General features: G+C 63.2%; 15 protein-coding genes. 9 read left to right on the top strand and 6 right to left on the bottom strand.

Annotated features, from left to right (window positions below; genetic code table 11):
- Nucleotides 1-35 precede the first annotated feature (35 nt).
- Nucleotides 36-428 (top strand): DUF2177 family protein, encoded by a 393-nt coding sequence (locus JQ587_RS34620; protein WP_212428335.1) that lies wholly within the window; start codon nucleotides 36-38, stop codon nucleotides 426-428.
- Between the two features lie 113 nt (nucleotides 429-541).
- On the opposite strand, the gene JQ587_RS34615 is transcribed toward JQ587_RS34620, so the two are convergent.
- Nucleotides 542-1,201 carry a peroxiredoxin gene (locus tag JQ587_RS34615; RefSeq protein WP_212301542.1) on the bottom strand — a complete coding sequence of 220 codons (660 nt, stop codon included), beginning with the start codon at nucleotides 1,199-1,201 and terminating at the stop codon, nucleotides 542-544.
- Between the two features lie 382 nt (nucleotides 1,202-1,583).
- Here JQ587_RS34615 and JQ587_RS34610 point away from each other — a divergent pair, with 382 nt between their 5' ends.
- Nucleotides 1,584-2,168: a hypothetical protein gene (locus JQ587_RS34610; RefSeq protein ID WP_212428334.1), complete on the top strand. Its 585-nt coding sequence runs from the start codon at nucleotides 1,584-1,586 to the stop codon at nucleotides 2,166-2,168.
- A 39-nt stretch (nucleotides 2,169-2,207) separates the two neighbouring features.
- On the opposite strand, the gene JQ587_RS34605 is transcribed toward JQ587_RS34610, so the two are convergent.
- Nucleotides 2,208-4,064, bottom strand: coding sequence for an alkaline phosphatase family protein (locus JQ587_RS34605; RefSeq protein ID WP_212428333.1), 1,857 nt, complete (start codon nucleotides 4,062-4,064; stop codon nucleotides 2,208-2,210).
- Nucleotides 4,065-4,639: 575 nt separating this feature from the next.
- Between JQ587_RS34605 and JQ587_RS34600 the strand changes: the two genes are divergently transcribed.
- The gene (locus JQ587_RS34600) at nucleotides 4,640-5,089 is read left to right on the top strand and encodes a hypothetical protein (RefSeq protein ID WP_212428332.1); all 450 of its coding nucleotides are present in this window, start codon (nucleotides 4,640-4,642) and stop codon (nucleotides 5,087-5,089) included.
- Nucleotides 5,090-5,114: 25 nt separating this feature from the next.
- On the opposite strand, the gene JQ587_RS34595 is transcribed toward JQ587_RS34600, so the two are convergent.
- A complete protein-coding gene (locus JQ587_RS34595) occupies nucleotides 5,115-5,429 on the bottom strand; it encodes a hypothetical protein (RefSeq protein ID WP_212428331.1) in 315 nt (104 codons plus the stop codon).
- Between the two features lie 157 nt (nucleotides 5,430-5,586).
- Nucleotides 5,587-6,429: a GNAT family N-acetyltransferase gene (locus JQ587_RS34590; RefSeq protein WP_212428330.1), complete on the bottom strand. Its 843-nt coding sequence runs from the start codon at nucleotides 6,427-6,429 to the stop codon at nucleotides 5,587-5,589.
- A 126-nt stretch (nucleotides 6,430-6,555) separates the two neighbouring features.
- Here JQ587_RS34590 and JQ587_RS34585 point away from each other — a divergent pair, with 126 nt between their 5' ends.
- Nucleotides 6,556-7,260: an SDR family oxidoreductase gene (locus tag JQ587_RS34585; RefSeq protein ID WP_212428329.1), complete on the top strand. Its 705-nt coding sequence runs from the start codon at nucleotides 6,556-6,558 to the stop codon at nucleotides 7,258-7,260.
- Nucleotides 7,261-7,400: 140 nt separating this feature from the next.
- Nucleotides 7,401-8,933, top strand: coding sequence for a methyltransferase regulatory domain-containing protein (locus tag JQ587_RS34580; RefSeq protein WP_212428328.1), 1,533 nt, complete (start codon nucleotides 7,401-7,403; stop codon nucleotides 8,931-8,933).
- Between the two features lie 34 nt (nucleotides 8,934-8,967).
- On the opposite strand, the gene JQ587_RS34575 is transcribed toward JQ587_RS34580, so the two are convergent.
- Nucleotides 8,968-9,891: a hypothetical protein gene (locus tag JQ587_RS34575; RefSeq protein WP_212428327.1), complete on the bottom strand. Its 924-nt coding sequence runs from the start codon at nucleotides 9,889-9,891 to the stop codon at nucleotides 8,968-8,970.
- Nucleotides 9,892-10,305: 414 nt separating this feature from the next.
- Here JQ587_RS34575 and JQ587_RS34570 point away from each other — a divergent pair, with 414 nt between their 5' ends.
- Complete coding sequence (locus JQ587_RS34570) at nucleotides 10,306-11,139, top strand: outer membrane protein (protein WP_212301533.1); 834 nt, start codon at nucleotides 10,306-10,308, stop codon at nucleotides 11,137-11,139.
- Nucleotides 11,140-11,201: 62 nt separating this feature from the next.
- On the opposite strand, the gene JQ587_RS34565 is transcribed toward JQ587_RS34570, so the two are convergent.
- Nucleotides 11,202-12,272 (bottom strand): serine hydrolase, encoded by a 1,071-nt coding sequence (locus JQ587_RS34565; RefSeq protein WP_212428326.1) that lies wholly within the window; start codon nucleotides 12,270-12,272, stop codon nucleotides 11,202-11,204.
- 286 nt (nucleotides 12,273-12,558) lie between these two features.
- Here JQ587_RS34565 and JQ587_RS34560 point away from each other — a divergent pair, with 286 nt between their 5' ends.
- The 3 genes from JQ587_RS34560 to JQ587_RS34550 all read left to right on the top strand — a co-directional run bounded on the left by JQ587_RS34560 (nucleotide 12,559) and on the right by JQ587_RS34550 (nucleotide 14,499).
- Nucleotides 12,559-12,966, top strand: a complete 408-nt coding sequence (locus tag JQ587_RS34560; RefSeq protein WP_212428325.1) for an ArsR/SmtB family transcription factor — start codon at nucleotides 12,559-12,561, stop codon at nucleotides 12,964-12,966.
- Nucleotides 12,966-13,457: an SRPBCC family protein gene (locus tag JQ587_RS34555; protein WP_212428324.1), complete on the top strand. Its 492-nt coding sequence runs from the start codon at nucleotides 12,966-12,968 to the stop codon at nucleotides 13,455-13,457. The genes JQ587_RS34560 and JQ587_RS34555 overlap by 1 nt, the downstream gene beginning before the upstream one ends.
- A gap of 199 nt (nucleotides 13,458-13,656) precedes the next feature.
- Complete coding sequence (locus tag JQ587_RS34550; protein ID WP_212301529.1) at nucleotides 13,657-14,499, top strand: hypothetical protein; 843 nt, start codon at nucleotides 13,657-13,659, stop codon at nucleotides 14,497-14,499.
- Nucleotides 14,500-14,502 lie beyond the last annotated feature (3 nt).

Genomic DNA, 14,502 nt, shown 5'->3' with positions numbered 1-14,502 from the left:
TGACCGCCCGCGCGTCGCGGGCAGGGAGGCCGCCCGTGAACCGCATCGCCGTTCTCTATGCCGCGACCCTGATCGTCCTGACCGGACTGGACTTCCTGTTCCTCGGCCTGATCGCCAAGGGCTTCTTCACCGCGGAAGTCGGCGACATGCTGGGCGAGCTGAAGCCTCTGCCGGCGATCATATTTTATCTGCTCTATGTCGCCGGTGTCCTGATCTTCGTCAGTGGTGCAGCTGGCGCGACATGGCCGTCGACGCTGCTCTATGGCGCGCTGTTCGGGCTGTTCTGTTATGCCACGTTCGATCTCACCGCGCTGGCGCTGCTCAAGCATTGGAGCTGGCCGGTCGCGTTTCTCGACATCGGCTGGGGCGCGGTGGTGACCGCGGTCTCGTCGACCGCGGGTCTTTTGGTAGCGGATCGTGTGACCTAACACCGTCATTCCGGGGCGGTCCGTTGGACGAAACCGGAATCTCGAGATCCCGGGTCTGGTCGTCGGACCATCCCGGGATGACGATCAGCGGTTGCGGGTGCAACCGCAGCCCGTCACTTCGGCTGCGGCACGATCCGGATGTAGGGCTTCGGTTCTTTCCAGCCCTGCGGGTAAATCGTCTTGGCCTCGTCGTTGGAAACCGAGCCCGCAATAATCACGTCCTCGCCCTGCTGCCAGTCGGCCGGGGTTGCGACGCGATGCTTGGCGGTGAGCTGGAGCGAGTCGATGACGCGCAGGATTTCGTGGAAGTTCCGGCCCGTGGTCATCGGATAGACCAGCACCAGCTTGATCTTCTTGTCCGGCCCGATGATGAAGACGTTGCGGACGGTCTGGTTGTCGGCGGCAGTACGGGTGAGTGGATCGCCCGAGATCGCCGCCGGCAGCATGCCGTACAGCTTCGAGACGTTGTAGTCGGTGTCGCCGATCATCGGATAGTTCGGGGCCGCGCCTTGCGTCTCCTTGATGTCCTCGGACCACTTCGAGTGGCGGTCGACCGGATCGACTGAGAGGCCCATCAGCTTGACGCCGCGCTTGTCGAATTCCGGCTTCAACTTGGCGAGAGCGCCGAGCTCGGTCGTACAAACCGGCGTGAAGTCTTTCGGGTGCGAAAACAGGAGTGCCCAGCTATTGCCGATCCAGTCGTGGAACTTGATCTTCCCTTCGGTGGTCTCGGCTTCGAAGTCGGGGGCGGTGGTACCGATCGGAAGTGTCATGGTTTGACCTCATCGCATTGAATTTACTTGGGAATTGCCGTCTGCCGTCCAGCTCAGTATAGGATCTTGCCGACCTCAAGTGAACCGCTTGAAGTAAAATGTGAATTCCTTCTCTGAAAGGCCGAATTCCTAGCACCTTTCTGTTACCGGGACACGCCTGCGGCGAAACATCTCCACCGGGGCTTCACGGTCTCCGTTGCCCCGATAAAGCCTTTTATGACCCGCATCACGCCCGCCCGACGCTCTCCGGAACCGAAACGGTCCTCGCAGCGACTAATCGGCAACCATTGAGAAAAGTCGCGATCCCCATATCGAATCGTTAACCACCCCTTTACGCCCGCATGAAAATGCTGGTCGATCAGAAGAAATCTGGAAGTGAACTATGTCTGCCGCACTGCCCAAGTCCGCTGAAAAGTCCGTTGAGCCGTCGTCCCTCGAACCGTCTTGCCGCGATACCGCGGCCCATGCGCTCTCCATCGTGCGCGACGGCGTGATCACGGGCGAAGGCCCGACCACCAAGGGCCGGGTGCACTTTTCCCGTTCCATCGATGCCGATGACGCCGCCTGGTGCGCTCGCATCCTGACCGCCACGGCGGTCAACGACCAGCCGGTGAGCCGCGCCGAAGCCGAGGTGCTGTTCGAGATCAATGAAGCCGCGACCGAGCGCGCCGACGACGGCCGGTTCGACGATTTGCTGGCCAAGGCCGTCGCCCATTACGCGGCGAGCGCCTCGGGCCTGAAGGTGCCGCCGCGCAGCATCGCGCTGGCGCAGGACTCCGACATCGAGAGCTGGGCGCCGTCCTATGCCTCGAAGGTCAAGAGCGAGATGCTTGAATGGATCGCCGGCCAGATGCGCGGCAAGCGCCAGAACAACCGTCGCCTGATGGCGATGGTGGCGACCTTCCTGGGCGCCACCGCGCTGCCTCTGGCGGGCCAATTGCCGAACGTGTTCGACATCGGCATGTGATTGATCGCGCTTCTTTGAAGACGCGACGGAGCGGCGGGGTTATTTCCCCGCCGTTTTTTGTTTGCCGGCATCCGGCTCCAGGCCCAGCGTGCGGCCGGGGAAGCCAGCGGCGTCGAAATAGCGCTGGCTGCCGACCCGCTGGACGTTGAGCACGGTCTCGAGCCCGTTTTCGGACTTCTTCTTCGACTTCTCCATGGCCTTGTACGCCTTCGGCACGATGCCGTTGGGCAGGGCCTCCGACATCACCCGGCCGACCAGGCCACCATTCTGTGAGCCGCGCAGGCCAAGAAGCCGGGCCGCGGTCATGCCGACGTCGGCATTGCTGACCGGCAACTCGTCGACGAAGCCGGCTTTGAAGTCCGGACCGATCGCGGCCATGAAATTGTAGGTGTCGCCGCGGCTGAAGCTGCCGTGCATGCCCTGGCCCTGGCGCAGCACAGTGTCGGCCACCTGCACCGAACAATTGGTCGGCGCCTCGCCGCACTCGCTGGCATAGGAGCGGAAGTTGACGACGATCGCCGGGGTCGGTGTCGCCGCCTTGCCGCGCAGATTGATGCTCGACAGCGGCAGCGTGCCGGGGAAGCGGCCGAGGGAGTCGTCCACGAACAGGCCGGAGACGTAGTCCTGCTCCAGCAGCGCCTTGACGGTCTTGGCCGCCAGCTTCTTGTCCTTGTTCGGCAGGTAGATCAGGTCCGAGCCGCCATTGGTGGCGACGACGAGCTCGGGCTTGGTCGGATCCTTGCCGAGCACGCCGTTGCCGGCCTTCGGATGGGCGTTGCCGGTGACGACCGCGTTCTTGTCGTTGGGGTCGAACAGCGGCAGGTCGAGCGCCTTTGCCAGATCGAGGGCGACGAAGCCCATCGGCAAGAAGTCCTTCGGCGTGTCGTCATAACTGACCTTGGCCGAGGGACTGGTCTTGCTCTCCTTGGAGATGGTGGAGAAGCCGTGGTCGGCCTGGATCATGATGTTGGTGTTCGCGGCGAGGCCCAGCTCGTCCAGCGCCTTGCGGATCTGGGCGAGATTGTTGTCGACGTTCTTGATGCTCGCCATCGTGCTCGGGCCGTTGATGCCCGGCAGGATCTGGTTGAGGCTGTCGCCCTGGTTGTGCTGGGTGCCATCAGGGTCGCGCGACCAGAACACCAGCACGAACGGCTTGTTGCGCGCCTTGAACATCGGCAGCACCACCTTGGTGGCGACGTCGGCGAAATAAGCCTGCTGCGCGACGTTGGCAACGGTGGTGCCGGGCGTCTTGGCGTCGCCCGCCTTGGCGTTGTCGCCGCGGCTCGGGGTGACGAGGGGGAGGCCGGCCTTGGTCAGGGCTTCCTTCATCTCGTCCGACAATGCCACGCCGGCCTTGCCACCGGTGGAGTCGTCGATGACGATCGAATGCTTGCCTGGCTTTTCCGGATGATCTGTGTGGTCCCATTGATAGGTCGGTCCGACCTTGCCGATGGCGGCCGTGCTCAGGCCCTTGTCGCGCGCCATCTTCAAAACGGTGTCTTCGTTGAGATAGTCGCCCTTGAAATGCTCGTCGATGTCGCCGAGCACGGCGTCGTTTTCGATGAAGGGGACCACGGTGTTGCCGGCGGGACTTGAGGTGTAGTTGGTCCAGATCGTGTTGGAGAACACGCCGGTGTCGCCGAGGTAGTGACCGGTCGACATCGCCGAGCCGTTGGCCATGGTGAAGGTCGGGAACAGCGAATGCGAGTTCTTGAAGTTGACGCCTTTGTCGCGGACCTCGGCCATCGCAGGCGCGGTTTCAGGAGTGATCTTCAGCGCGCGCAGCCCGTCGGGAATGAACAGGATCAGGTTGCGGGGCGTGTTGTTTTCGGCGGAGGCAAATCCGGTGGACAACACTGTCAGCCCGGCTGACAGCAACACCAGTGAACGGCGCATCAAAATCTCCTAGCGGTGAGGCGGCTTGGCCGCCGAACCGCGGCCCCCGGCAATCGTTTAGTTTTGCTGCATGACGGTTTTGTTACAAGGGCGAATGGGCATGCAGAAGTGAGGGGGAGGCGGCCAGGCCTCCACAGATTCGGCATTGCGGGGTCCGAAAGGGGCAGGAGAGCGTGGTGTTGAGCACAGCTGCGTCAACCGTCATTGCAATGACGGAGCAAGGTGCAGGCCTCACTTCTCCAGCTTGCGATCTCCATCGCAGACACGCCCTCGTATCCGCCCGGCGCATTTCGCCCGAGCCTTCTGACCGCGCTATTTCCGAACTTCGATAAGGTGGAATTTTGGTTGCGCCGATTGACGGGCAGTTTGCCTGTTTTGTCCAACGAGGCTGGGCAAGGTGTTGTCGTCCACCTGCCTGAACCAGCCGAAAATGCCGGGCGTTCTGCCGCACCTGGTTCCCCGTTAATCCCGCGCCTTAACCAATAATTAATTATACATTTGCGGGTGGGCGACAGCCCGGCCTAGCGTGGGGGTGGGGAGCGAGTTCGCGAAGCCAAACGAGTGTGGTGCGTATCATGATGTCCAGATCATATGGGGCGTTGCTCGCCTCGCTCGGCGTAGCCGCGCTGCTCCTCGGTTCCAGCGACAGTTTTGCGCGAGCGGGCGGTGTCGCGCCGCATGGCATGGTGACCGCGGCCACCCCGCCGGCCGCAACCCATCCGCCGATGGCGCCGGGCGCACGATTCCGCGGCCGCACCACGCCCTGGGTCTATTGGCCGGGCGGCGGCGGGTTTTTCTACGACAATGCAGGCTCCAACCAGGCTTTCGTCGATCCTGGGCAGCCGGTCTCCACCGACGTGCGCTACACGTACACCTATGACATTCCCTGGGACTGGTCGCATCGCTTCCCGCCGAACGTCGTTCCGTCAGACCGGCCCTATGTGCCGAGTTGTCCGACCGAGCAGGTGACCGTGCCCGGGCGCGGTGGCGGCGAGCACACCGTCAACGTCATGCGTTGCTATTGAGCGGCGCATCGCATTATCGATTGCTTTAGAGAATTCCTGCCGCGGCAGCCTGGTCGCGCTCGGACTGTTTCCGCCTGACGCTCGCGAGCTCGCGGCTGCAGGCCGCAAAAGAGGTCGTTCCCGAGCGCAGCCCGAACTGGCCGCAGACATCCCGATCCTCATCCGCAATGACGCGCGCGAGCTCCGTCTCGGCGGCCTCGCGTAGCGCTGGCGCCGAGACGACAGTGTGCAGTCCCAAGGCCGTCACGACGGCAAGCAGCAGCGCAGCCGCGATCCCGGGGCGCTGCAGGTCGTCGGCCGTATGTTGCGAAGGGCGAGCCTTGCCTCTGGCCTCGGTCATGAAAATCCTCCCGCATGAAATTTCGATTGTGAGAAAAATGCTGATCGAGCCGGCCGGCAAAATCGGCGGATGCGATACGACTACACGCTAAGTCGCCGCGGCGACGTGAAGCAGATTACAATTTTCAAGCCGGAAGGGGGCTATATCAAAAGTGGTACTAGCCTAGCTCAAAACTGGATACGCCGAACACGCGGTCGAGCGGCAGCGATGGGACTGCACAAGTGTACATTCGCGCCGTTTCGAACGTCGGCTTCAGGCCAAGGGATTCCGCAAGTACGATAGCTTCGCGATTCACCGCGGGGATGTCGAGCATAATCTCGTTGCTTCCGGGGCTGGCCAGCAAAGCCTGCACGATGGTGTCGGCGGCGGCGCGGTGATCGGCTACCAGTGGGCCGATCTTGCGGCCTGTCCGACAGGGGCGGATCACCCCCCACGCGGAAAGCTTGCCGTCGCGCATCAACGCGCGTCCGGCGTGTCCAGGCGTGTTGATCCAGGCGCGCAGAAAAGCGCTGCGCTGCGCCGGGAAGACTGTTGCGTCGTCGGCGTCCACAAGCGCGAATGGGATCGTGTCGAGCGCAACGACATCAGCGGGCGAGCGAGATGGAACGGCGACAGTCCCGCTGTAACGGATGTTGGCGTAAGCGAGCTGGAAGCCGGACTTCCTGTAGTTGTCCTGCTGCGCGACGACGCCGTCGAGCCCGATCACGCGCGCGCCCGCATGCGCGATCGCGGCGTTCCAGATGCGCAGGCCGTAACCTCTGCCGCGAAAGCCTGTGCGCACGATATAAAAGCCGAGGAAGGCGAAGCGATCGTCGTAATTGACGCAGGAGACGGTGGCGACGGGCTCGCCGTCGATCTCGCCGACGAAGAAACCGTCCGCGTCCGGGATCGCGAAGCAGGCGGCATCGGCAAGGCCGGGATTCCACCCTTCCGCTGCGGCCCAGTCGATCGCGATGGAGATCTCATCGGGGCGCAAATTGCGGATCTGCAAATCGCTCATGTCGTGGTGCCTCGTGGCGATGGGGCTCGTTGGCAAGTCTGGCTTGCGGACAAGTCTGGCTGTAGAAGGCCTGATGACAGGCTGGGCCTTCGGTTCGCCTCAACGCTATCACAGGGATGATCGATCATGGCAGCAGAGAAGGTCGCGCTCGTTACCGCAGGTGGCAGCGGCATGGGAGCAGGGGCCGCGCGCCGGCTTGCAGCCGACGGCTTTCGCGTGGGAATCCTGTCGTCCTCCGGCAAGGGCGAGGCGCTCGCGGTCGAGCTCGGTGGGCTCGGTGTGACCGGCTCGAACAAGTCCAATGACGATCTGAAGCGCTTCGTCGACGGGGCGCTGGCGAAGTGGGGACGCATCGACGTGCTCGTCAACAGCGCCGGCCACGGCCCGCGCGCGGCGATCACCGAGATTACCGACGAGCAATGGCATCTTGGCCTCGACACGTATCTCCTCAACGTGATTCGTCCGACCCGGCTGGTGACGCCGGTGATGCAGGCGCAGAAGGGCGGCGCCATCATCAACATCTCGACCGCCTGGGCGTTCGAACCCAGTTCCATGTTTCCGACCTCGGCCGTGTTCCGTGCGGGCCTTGCCGCCTTCACCAAGATTTTCACCGACACCCATGCGGCCGACAATATCCGTATGAACAACGTGCTGCCCGGCTGGATCGACAGCCTGCCGCAGACTGATGCACGCCGCGACAGCGTGCCGCTGAAGCGCTACGGCAAGGTCGAGGAGATCGCCGCAACGATCTCCTTCCTCGCGTCCGATGGCGCCGCCTACATCACCGGCCAGAACATCCGCGTTGATGGCGGGCTGACCCGCTCGGTCTGAGGACCGCGGGCCTCGCTTGAGCCGTTAGCCGACTTGTGCGAGCCTGTAAGCAGGGTCCGGAAAGGCGTGAAGCGGTTTTCCGAAAAGACCATGCTCAAACAAGCTGGGCAAGCGTTGTTGGATGTCCTCGCGAGGGTCGCATGGCCGATTGGGGATCCGGATACATCGTCGACACGGCCTATGTGCACGATTTCTGCCGCGTGCAGGTCCCGGCCATGCTCAGTTTCGCCGCGCTCGCCAAGGGCGTGGCGGCGCCCGGCGGACGCGGCGAGGCGCTGTCCTATTGCGATCTCGGCTGCGGGCAGGGGCTGACCGCCACCATCGTCGCAGCCGCAAATCCCAACACGAAGGTGTTCGCCGCCGATTTCAACCCGACCCATATCGCGGGTGCACGGTCGCTTGCCGATGCCGCCGGGCTCGATAACATCGTCTTTCGCGAGGCCGATTTCGCCGAACTCGCCGATGACGCGTCGGTGCCGGAGTTCGACATCATCGCGCTACATGGCGTCTATAGCTGGATCGGTGCAGATCATCGCAGGGCGATCGTCGCGCTGATCCGGCGGCGGCTGAAGCCCGGCGGCCTCGTCTACGTCTCTTACGACGCGATGCCCGGCTGGGCGGGGATGGCACCCCTGCGGCGGCTGATGGTGCAATTGCAGGGCGCTCAGCCGCAGGTCTCGTCGAAGCGCGCGCTGGACCAGGCGCTCGCGCTCGCCGACCGGCTGAAGGAGGCCGGCGCGCACTTCTACCGGATGTATCCGCAGGCGGCCGTGCAGCTCGAGCGGTTGCGCAAGCTTCCGGCGTCCTATCTCGCACACGAGCTTCTGACGCGGGATTGGCAGGCGTTCACCTTTGCCGATCTCGCCCAGGAACTCGCTGCGGCAAAGCTCACTTATCTCGGCTCGGCCCATCTCACCGATCATGTCGATCGCGTCAATTTCACGGACGCGCAGCAGGCATTGCTGGCCGACCTCGCCGATCCCCTGATCAACGAGACCACGCGCGACATGATCATCGGCCGTCAGTTTCGTCGTGACATCTTTGCCAAGGGTTTTGCGCCGATGACGCCGATGGCTGCGCGGGACCGTTGGCTGGCATCGCGCTTCGTGCTGACGAGCCCGCGCGACGATATCGAGCTGGCCTTCGATGCGCCGCTTGGCCGCTTTCAACTGCGCAGCGAACTGTACCAGCCCGTGATCGATGCTTTTGCCGCCGCTCCGCTCACCTTGCGCGAGGTGGTGGAGCGCCTGCCGGAGACGACGCTGGGCTGGGCCTCGCTCACCGACGCGATCAAAGTACTGGTCGGGCAGGGGCACCTCGCCCCAGCGCTGCCGCTTGAGGACGAGGCGGTGCGGCAAAGGTCGACGCAGGCGTTCAACGCGGCGGTGACGGCGCGTGCCAAGGAGACGACAGAGCTGCGTTATCTGGCTTCGCCCGTTACCGGCGGCGGGATCAGGGTGGATCCGCTCACGCAGCTTTATATGCAGGCCAGGCGCAAAGGCATCGCCGATCCGGCCGCGCTGCTCGCGAGCCTCGCCGCTCTCGGTGGCGGGAGTTTTGAGAAGGACGGCCGAAAGCTCTCAGCGGACGAGGTCCGCGCGCAGATCGCCACCAAAATCGCCGCGATCGACGACAGCGTCGTGCCGCTGCTGGGGCGGCTCGGGATCGTCTAAGGCAGTTGCGCGCGGGTTCCCGGATCAGGCATCGCTATAACAGCGAAAAATCATGGGCGTGCTGCAGAAGCTGGTGCAGCCCATCGCTGTCGACTGAGGTCGTCGTACCGCCGCCCGGCCCATGGCCGGTCAGCGCGCCGGCAAGCTTGATGTAGTCGTCGCCGAGGGCGCCGACGTCGATGTTGAGCTTGTGCAAATCCGCATCGAGCTTGTGAAAATCGTCGCCGAACTTCAGGGCAATCTGGTCGATCTTGAGCGTGCCGAAATTGTCTCCGGATCTGGTGATGTCGGTGACGATCTTGAGGAAGTCGTCGCTGACCTTGTGCAGGTCGTCGCTGACCTTCAGCGCGCCTCCGCCGAGCTTGATGAAGGCCTGATCGATCGTCTCGGAATTCGACAGAGTGCCGAGCTTGAGGAAATCCTCGCCCACCTTCAGGAAGTCGTCGCCCACCTTGTGCAGACCGGTGCTGAAATCGGAGAGATCGCCGGCCCATTTGATGAAGGATTCATTGGCGCCTTCGCCTGATAGATGCAGCTTGAGCGTATCGATTCCGAGCTTGATCGCCTCAAAACTCGCGGCCTGAAAATCCGTGTCGAGCTTGATAAAGTCGTCGGACAGCTTGAGCGAGCTGCCGTCGCCGCCGGTCTCGGCGAACGCGGTGACGGTCGGCGTCTGGTCGGCATATTTGAGGATGACGTCGTCGAATTTATGCAGGACATCGTCGAGCTTCAGCGTGTCGAAACCGAGCTTGATGAAGTCGAAGCCGACGTGCTCGACGTCGTACTTGAAGTCGACCGCGACCTTGTGATCGTCGAACTTCAGGGCGTCGGAGAAAACATCGGTGAGTGCATCGCCGACGCGATCGAAATCATGTCCGAATTTGAGAAAGTCGTGATCGAGCTTGTGCGCGAGAAATCCGTCGAAGCTGTCGAACTTGAGGAAAAAATCGGAGGCCATGGCCGTAGCTCCATGTCTCAACAATTCGTAGTAGTAATCTGGGGAGTGTAGGCGGCCGTGATTGCGAGTCAACGGCAACGCTCACACGCAATAGGCAAGCGCCGCTGCCCCATCTGAATGGGACGACAACGGGCATCTCATGCCGCGCCGGCAGGAGCCGATTCGAGTTTCGCGTTTGCCTGCTTGTCGCAGCGCGACACAAGGCTGCCCTGCGCGTCACCGCGCCGTGGCATTTGAGTCACACTCGTCATCGTTCGGGCGTGGCGGCCCGCGCACTACGTCACAGTCCCTGCAAACTTCGTTGCAGCCCAAGACGATGGGCGATGGACCGCCTATGCCTAGCCCGTGCCGGAAGCACCCGGCCGGTGCATTCGGAAAGCGCGCGTTTCGAGCGCGTGGGGCAAGGAGACTGGAATGAGAAAGTTTTTGCTGGCGGCGGCAATGGCTGTGTTGGGCAGTGCGTCCGTTCAGGCCGCCGATCTCGCGGCGCATTACACCAAGGCGCCGATGATGGCGGCTACCTATAATTGGACCGGCTTTTACGTCGGCGGCAACGTCGGCGGGCAATGGGGCAGTGCGGACCCGACGACATCGACCGTGTTTAGTCCAACCGGCTACTTCGCAGCCAGCAGCGTTCCCGCCATCGCTGCGGTCGGCGCCCAGAACGTCAACGGCTCCAGCGTGACTGGAGGCTTCACCGCCGGCTACAATTGGCAGGTTGACCGCGCCGTCTTCGGTCTCGAGGGCGACATCAACTATTTCGGCTTCAAGGGCAGTGCGACGGGCTCCGCGCTCTATCCCTGCTGCGCGCCAACCGGCTTCACCGTATCATCGCAGGTCTCGGCTGACTGGCTCGCGACGATCCGCGGTCGCATTGGCCTCCTCGCTACGCCAAGCTGGCTGCTCTACGCTACGGGCGGTGCGGCGATCGCAGAGGTGAAGGGCAATTTCAACTTCACCGATACGTTCGCGGCCGCGACTGAGTCGGGCACGATCCGCGACACCCGCGTCGGTTGGACTGCTGGTGCCGGTACCGAATATGCCTTCGGCGGTGGCTGGTCGCTCAAGGCTGAATACCTCTACGTCGATCTCGGCCGCGCCAGCGCGACCAGCAACAATTTGGCAGCCTTTGTGCCGGCCATATCCTTCCCGAGCAACGTGTACACCCACTCCGTCGACATCAAGTCGAACATCGTGCGCGTCGGCGTGAATTACAAGTTTGGCGGACCTGTCGTCGCCAGGTACTGAGCATTCTGATCCGGCTCTCGCGCGGAAAGCCCCGGTTTGACCGGGGCTTTCTGTTTTGAAGCTCAGCTGTGCGCCACTAGCCTCGCCAGCGCTGGCAGGATCTTGTAGCGGGCGATCTCGTGCGGATACTCGCCGCGGTTGGCGAGCAGCGCGATGCCGATCCGCCGTGCCGGCACCAAACCGATATAGCCGGATGCGTTGTTGAGGCCGCCCGGCTTGTCGACGATGGTGACGTCGGGCAGGTGCACGGTCTCCCAGGCCATCGCTTGCCCGAACGTGGCCTGGCCGAACCTTTGGTCGACGTGGAAAGTTTCGCGCTGTGTCATCCGCAGCGCCTCACGCAAGCGCGGGTCGATCGCGCGGCCGTCGACGCAAGCCGCGACGAATGTCGAAAGATCCCGTGCCGAGGAGAACATCTGGCCGGTGCCGGGGAAGTCGAAATAGCTCTGCTGGTCGCCGACCGGACCGATCGCGGTCCCCTGGTCGGAATAGCCCTGCACGGCGCGCCGTAGCGTGGCTTCGTCCGTGATCGCACGATTATCCGATCCGCGTTCGGGAATGGACGTTGCGTGCATGCCGAGCGGCGTGAGGATGCGGCTCTCTGCCAGCTTTGCGATCGGCGTGCGGTAGCAGCGCTCGAGCACGAGCTGAAGCAGGACGTAAGCCGCATGGCTGTAGATGCGCTGCTTGCCGGGCGCGACGCCCGGGGGCGGCGTCCAGGCGTTCAGCATCGCGATGAACTGCGCCAGCGAGTAGGAGTCGTTCGGCCAGGGCGGGTGATCGGTCGGCAGCAACAAGCCGGAGGTGTGCGTGGCGAGCTCGCCGACGGTGACCTTGCGAACATAATCGCCGTTCAGCTCCGGCAGAAATTTCGGCAGGGGATCGTCGAACCGCAGCTCGCCGCGGAGCATGCCGAGCGCCACCAGCGTTGCCTCGAACGGTTTTCTCAAAGAGGCGAGGTTGAACAGCGTGTCCGGTGTAACCGGTCGTTTGGTGGCGTCGTCGGCAAAGCCGTAGCTGAAGAATTCGACATGGCGGCCGGCATAGAGCGCGGCGGCGAGACCGCCCGGATGCTCCGGCGTCGTGGTCGGCGCGAGCTCGGCGGCGACGATGTCGCGCATCTGCGCGATCATGTCCGAATCCGCCGCGGCTTGGCGAGGCCCGGTGAGCACGGCCACAATGGGAACGAGCGCGGCGCGGGCGAGAGTTCGCCTTGTGATTTGTGGGGAGATGACAACAGGCGGCACGTGCTCTGACTGATGATGCGAAGCGCCCCCGGTGACCATCTTAGCGAGGTGGGGGCAGCGTCCAATTCACGATTGCGCGTTGTCGGTTCCATATCCGCGGTCGTGGAAAAAGACTTAGCTTATGAGCTAACAATTATTGACGCCGGATCGCGGCGCGCCTATAGTTAGCTTAATGGCTAACCAATTGTCCCAGCTCGACCAGGTTTTTGCGGCGCTTGCCGATCCCACGCGGCGGGCGATCGTGATGCGGCTGTGTGCCGGCGAGGCCTCGGTCGGCGAGCTCGCCGAGCCCTTCGAGATGGCGTTGCCGAGCTTCATGAAGCACATCCACGTGCTGGAGCTGAGCGGGCTCGTGCGGTCGGAGAAGTCCGGCCGCGTGCGCACCTGCCGCCTCAGCCCCGAGGCGCTCGTCGGTGCGGAAGACTGGTTCCAGCATCAGCGCGCGATCTGGGAGGCGCGTCTCGACCGGTTCGAAGCCTATGTGATGAAGCTCAAGAAGGAGAGGGCGGTCGCCAGGCGGCCGTCGAAGACGACAGACAAGACAACCAACAAGACAAGCAAACGGAAAGGTGCTGAGTGATGACGAGTTCTGCCAATGCTGCCCTGTCGCAATGGTCGATCGACCGCGAGATCGTGATGTCGCGCGTGATCGACGCGCCGCGCGATCTGGTGTTCGAGGCGTGGTCCGATCCGAAGCACCTGCCGCAATGGTTCGGGCCGAAGGGATTCAAGATCGAGACATTCGAGATCGATGTGCGCGTCGGCGGCGTCTGGCGCTTCAACATGATCGGCCCCGACGGCACCGTCTATCCGAACCGCATGCGCTTTCGCCGCATCGAGCGGCCGTCATTCATGCAAATGGACCATGGCGTCGATCAGGACGATGATCCCGGCATGTTCCGCTTAACCATCACCTTTGCCGAGCAAAGCAACGGCAAGACCGTCCTGATGATGCGGCAGCTGGCAGCGAGCACCGAGCAGCGCGACGGCATGATCGGCTTCGGCGCCGTCGAGTATGGCTACCAGACGCTGGATAAGCTCGCGGCCTATGTCGGCGGAATGAAGAGATAGAACGCCTACGTTGTTCCGGGGGCCTTCGAAAAAGCGCCCCCCGGACGACGTTCGGAAGCGTCGTCGTCGCCTTAGCAATTGTGACAGTGCGCAGGCGAATTATGACAGTGCCGTCACGCAGATTTTTGTCGCGCCGTGCTGCAGATTTATGACAGAATTGCTACCGTTGGATGTCAAGACGACTACGGCGGAGCGTTTCATGTTGCAGTGGCGGGCGCGGTCAAATCCCCTCGCGTGGTGGTGGGGGTCCCTGACGTTGGTCAGCGCTGCCAACATTCTCGTCTGGTTCATGCTGTACCGTGAATTCTATCCGACCGTGGCCGGCAGCGTCGGCGGCGGTTCGGATATTGGCCTGATGTTTCTGCTGTGCGCGGGCTATGTGTTCGGCTGCGCCTTCCGCTCAGTGCTGCCGCGCGCCGATGTACAGCGCATCTGCCTGTTCGACACCTGGCTCTCGAGCGTGTTCGTCGGCCGCACGGTCGCGACCGTCGCCGAGCTCTGCTTCGTCGCGCAATGGGCAATCATCCTGCATCAGCTCGGCCGGATGACGGGCGCGGAGACCGCGGTGAACATCGCGCTCGTGATCGTGCCGATCATTGTCATTGCGGAGTGCTTCTCCTGGTACGCCGTGGTGACCACCAACTTCCTCTTCAACGCGATCGAGAACTCGCTGTGGGCGGTGACGTTCTTCCTCGCCGGCATCGCGCTGTGCCGCCTGATGCCGGAATTCCAGGGCCCGGTGCGCTGGGCGCTGATGTCAGGCATCATCGGTATCGCCTGCTTCCTCGCCTTCCTCGTCACCGTCGATGTGCCGATGTATCTCAGCCGCTGGCGGGCAGGGCACGCCGAAGGCGGCAGGTTCCTCGGTTTCATCGAGGGCCTGCATGACGTTGCGACGCGCTGGGTGGTGACCCACGACATCGCGCATTGGAAGGGCGAGCTGACCTGGATGTTCCTGTATTTCAGTGCGGCCGTCTGGTCGAGCCTCGCGCTGTGTGCGCTCTATGCCATGGAAGGCTATCTCACCCGCTATCTGGCCTGAGGG

The sequence above is a fragment of the Bradyrhizobium manausense genome (genome assembly GCF_018130615.1).
Taxonomy (GTDB): Bacteria; Pseudomonadota; Alphaproteobacteria; order Rhizobiales; family Xanthobacteraceae; genus Bradyrhizobium; species Bradyrhizobium manausense_A.
Note: the sequence above shows the minus strand (reverse complement) of the source record. Positions and strands in the feature narration are given on the sequence as shown.

Coding starts and splice junctions, on each gene's coding strand:
- JQ587_RS34615 (WP_212301542.1), bottom strand. CDS start 1,201: ATGACACTTCCGATCGGTACCACCGCCCCCGACTTCGAAGCCGAGACC.
- JQ587_RS34610 (WP_212428334.1), top strand. CDS start 1,584: ATGTCTGCCGCACTGCCCAAGTCCGCTGAAAAGTCCGTTGAGCCGTCG.
- JQ587_RS34605 (WP_212428333.1), bottom strand. CDS start 4,064: ATGCGCCGTTCACTGGTGTTGCTGTCAGCCGGGCTGACAGTGTTGTCC.
- JQ587_RS34600 (WP_212428332.1), top strand. CDS start 4,640: ATGATGTCCAGATCATATGGGGCGTTGCTCGCCTCGCTCGGCGTAGCC.
- JQ587_RS34595 (WP_212428331.1), bottom strand. CDS start 5,429: ATGACCGAGGCCAGAGGCAAGGCTCGCCCTTCGCAACATACGGCCGAC.
- JQ587_RS34590 (WP_212428330.1), bottom strand. CDS start 6,429: ATGAGCGATTTGCAGATCCGCAATTTGCGCCCCGATGAGATCTCCATC.
- JQ587_RS34585 (WP_212428329.1), top strand. CDS start 6,556: ATGGCAGCAGAGAAGGTCGCGCTCGTTACCGCAGGTGGCAGCGGCATG.
- JQ587_RS34580 (WP_212428328.1), top strand. CDS start 7,401: ATGGCCGATTGGGGATCCGGATACATCGTCGACACGGCCTATGTGCAC.
- JQ587_RS34575 (WP_212428327.1), bottom strand. CDS start 9,891: ATGGCCTCCGATTTTTTCCTCAAGTTCGACAGCTTCGACGGATTTCTC.
- JQ587_RS34570 (WP_212301533.1), top strand. CDS start 10,306: ATGAGAAAGTTTTTGCTGGCGGCGGCAATGGCTGTGTTGGGCAGTGCG.
- JQ587_RS34565 (WP_212428326.1), bottom strand. CDS start 12,272: ATGATCGCGCAGATGCGCGACATCGTCGCCGCCGAGCTCGCGCCGACC.
- JQ587_RS34560 (WP_212428325.1), top strand. CDS start 12,559: ATGGCTAACCAATTGTCCCAGCTCGACCAGGTTTTTGCGGCGCTTGCC.
- JQ587_RS34555 (WP_212428324.1), top strand. CDS start 12,966: ATGACGAGTTCTGCCAATGCTGCCCTGTCGCAATGGTCGATCGACCGC.
- JQ587_RS34550 (WP_212301529.1), top strand. CDS start 13,657: ATGTTGCAGTGGCGGGCGCGGTCAAATCCCCTCGCGTGGTGGTGGGGG.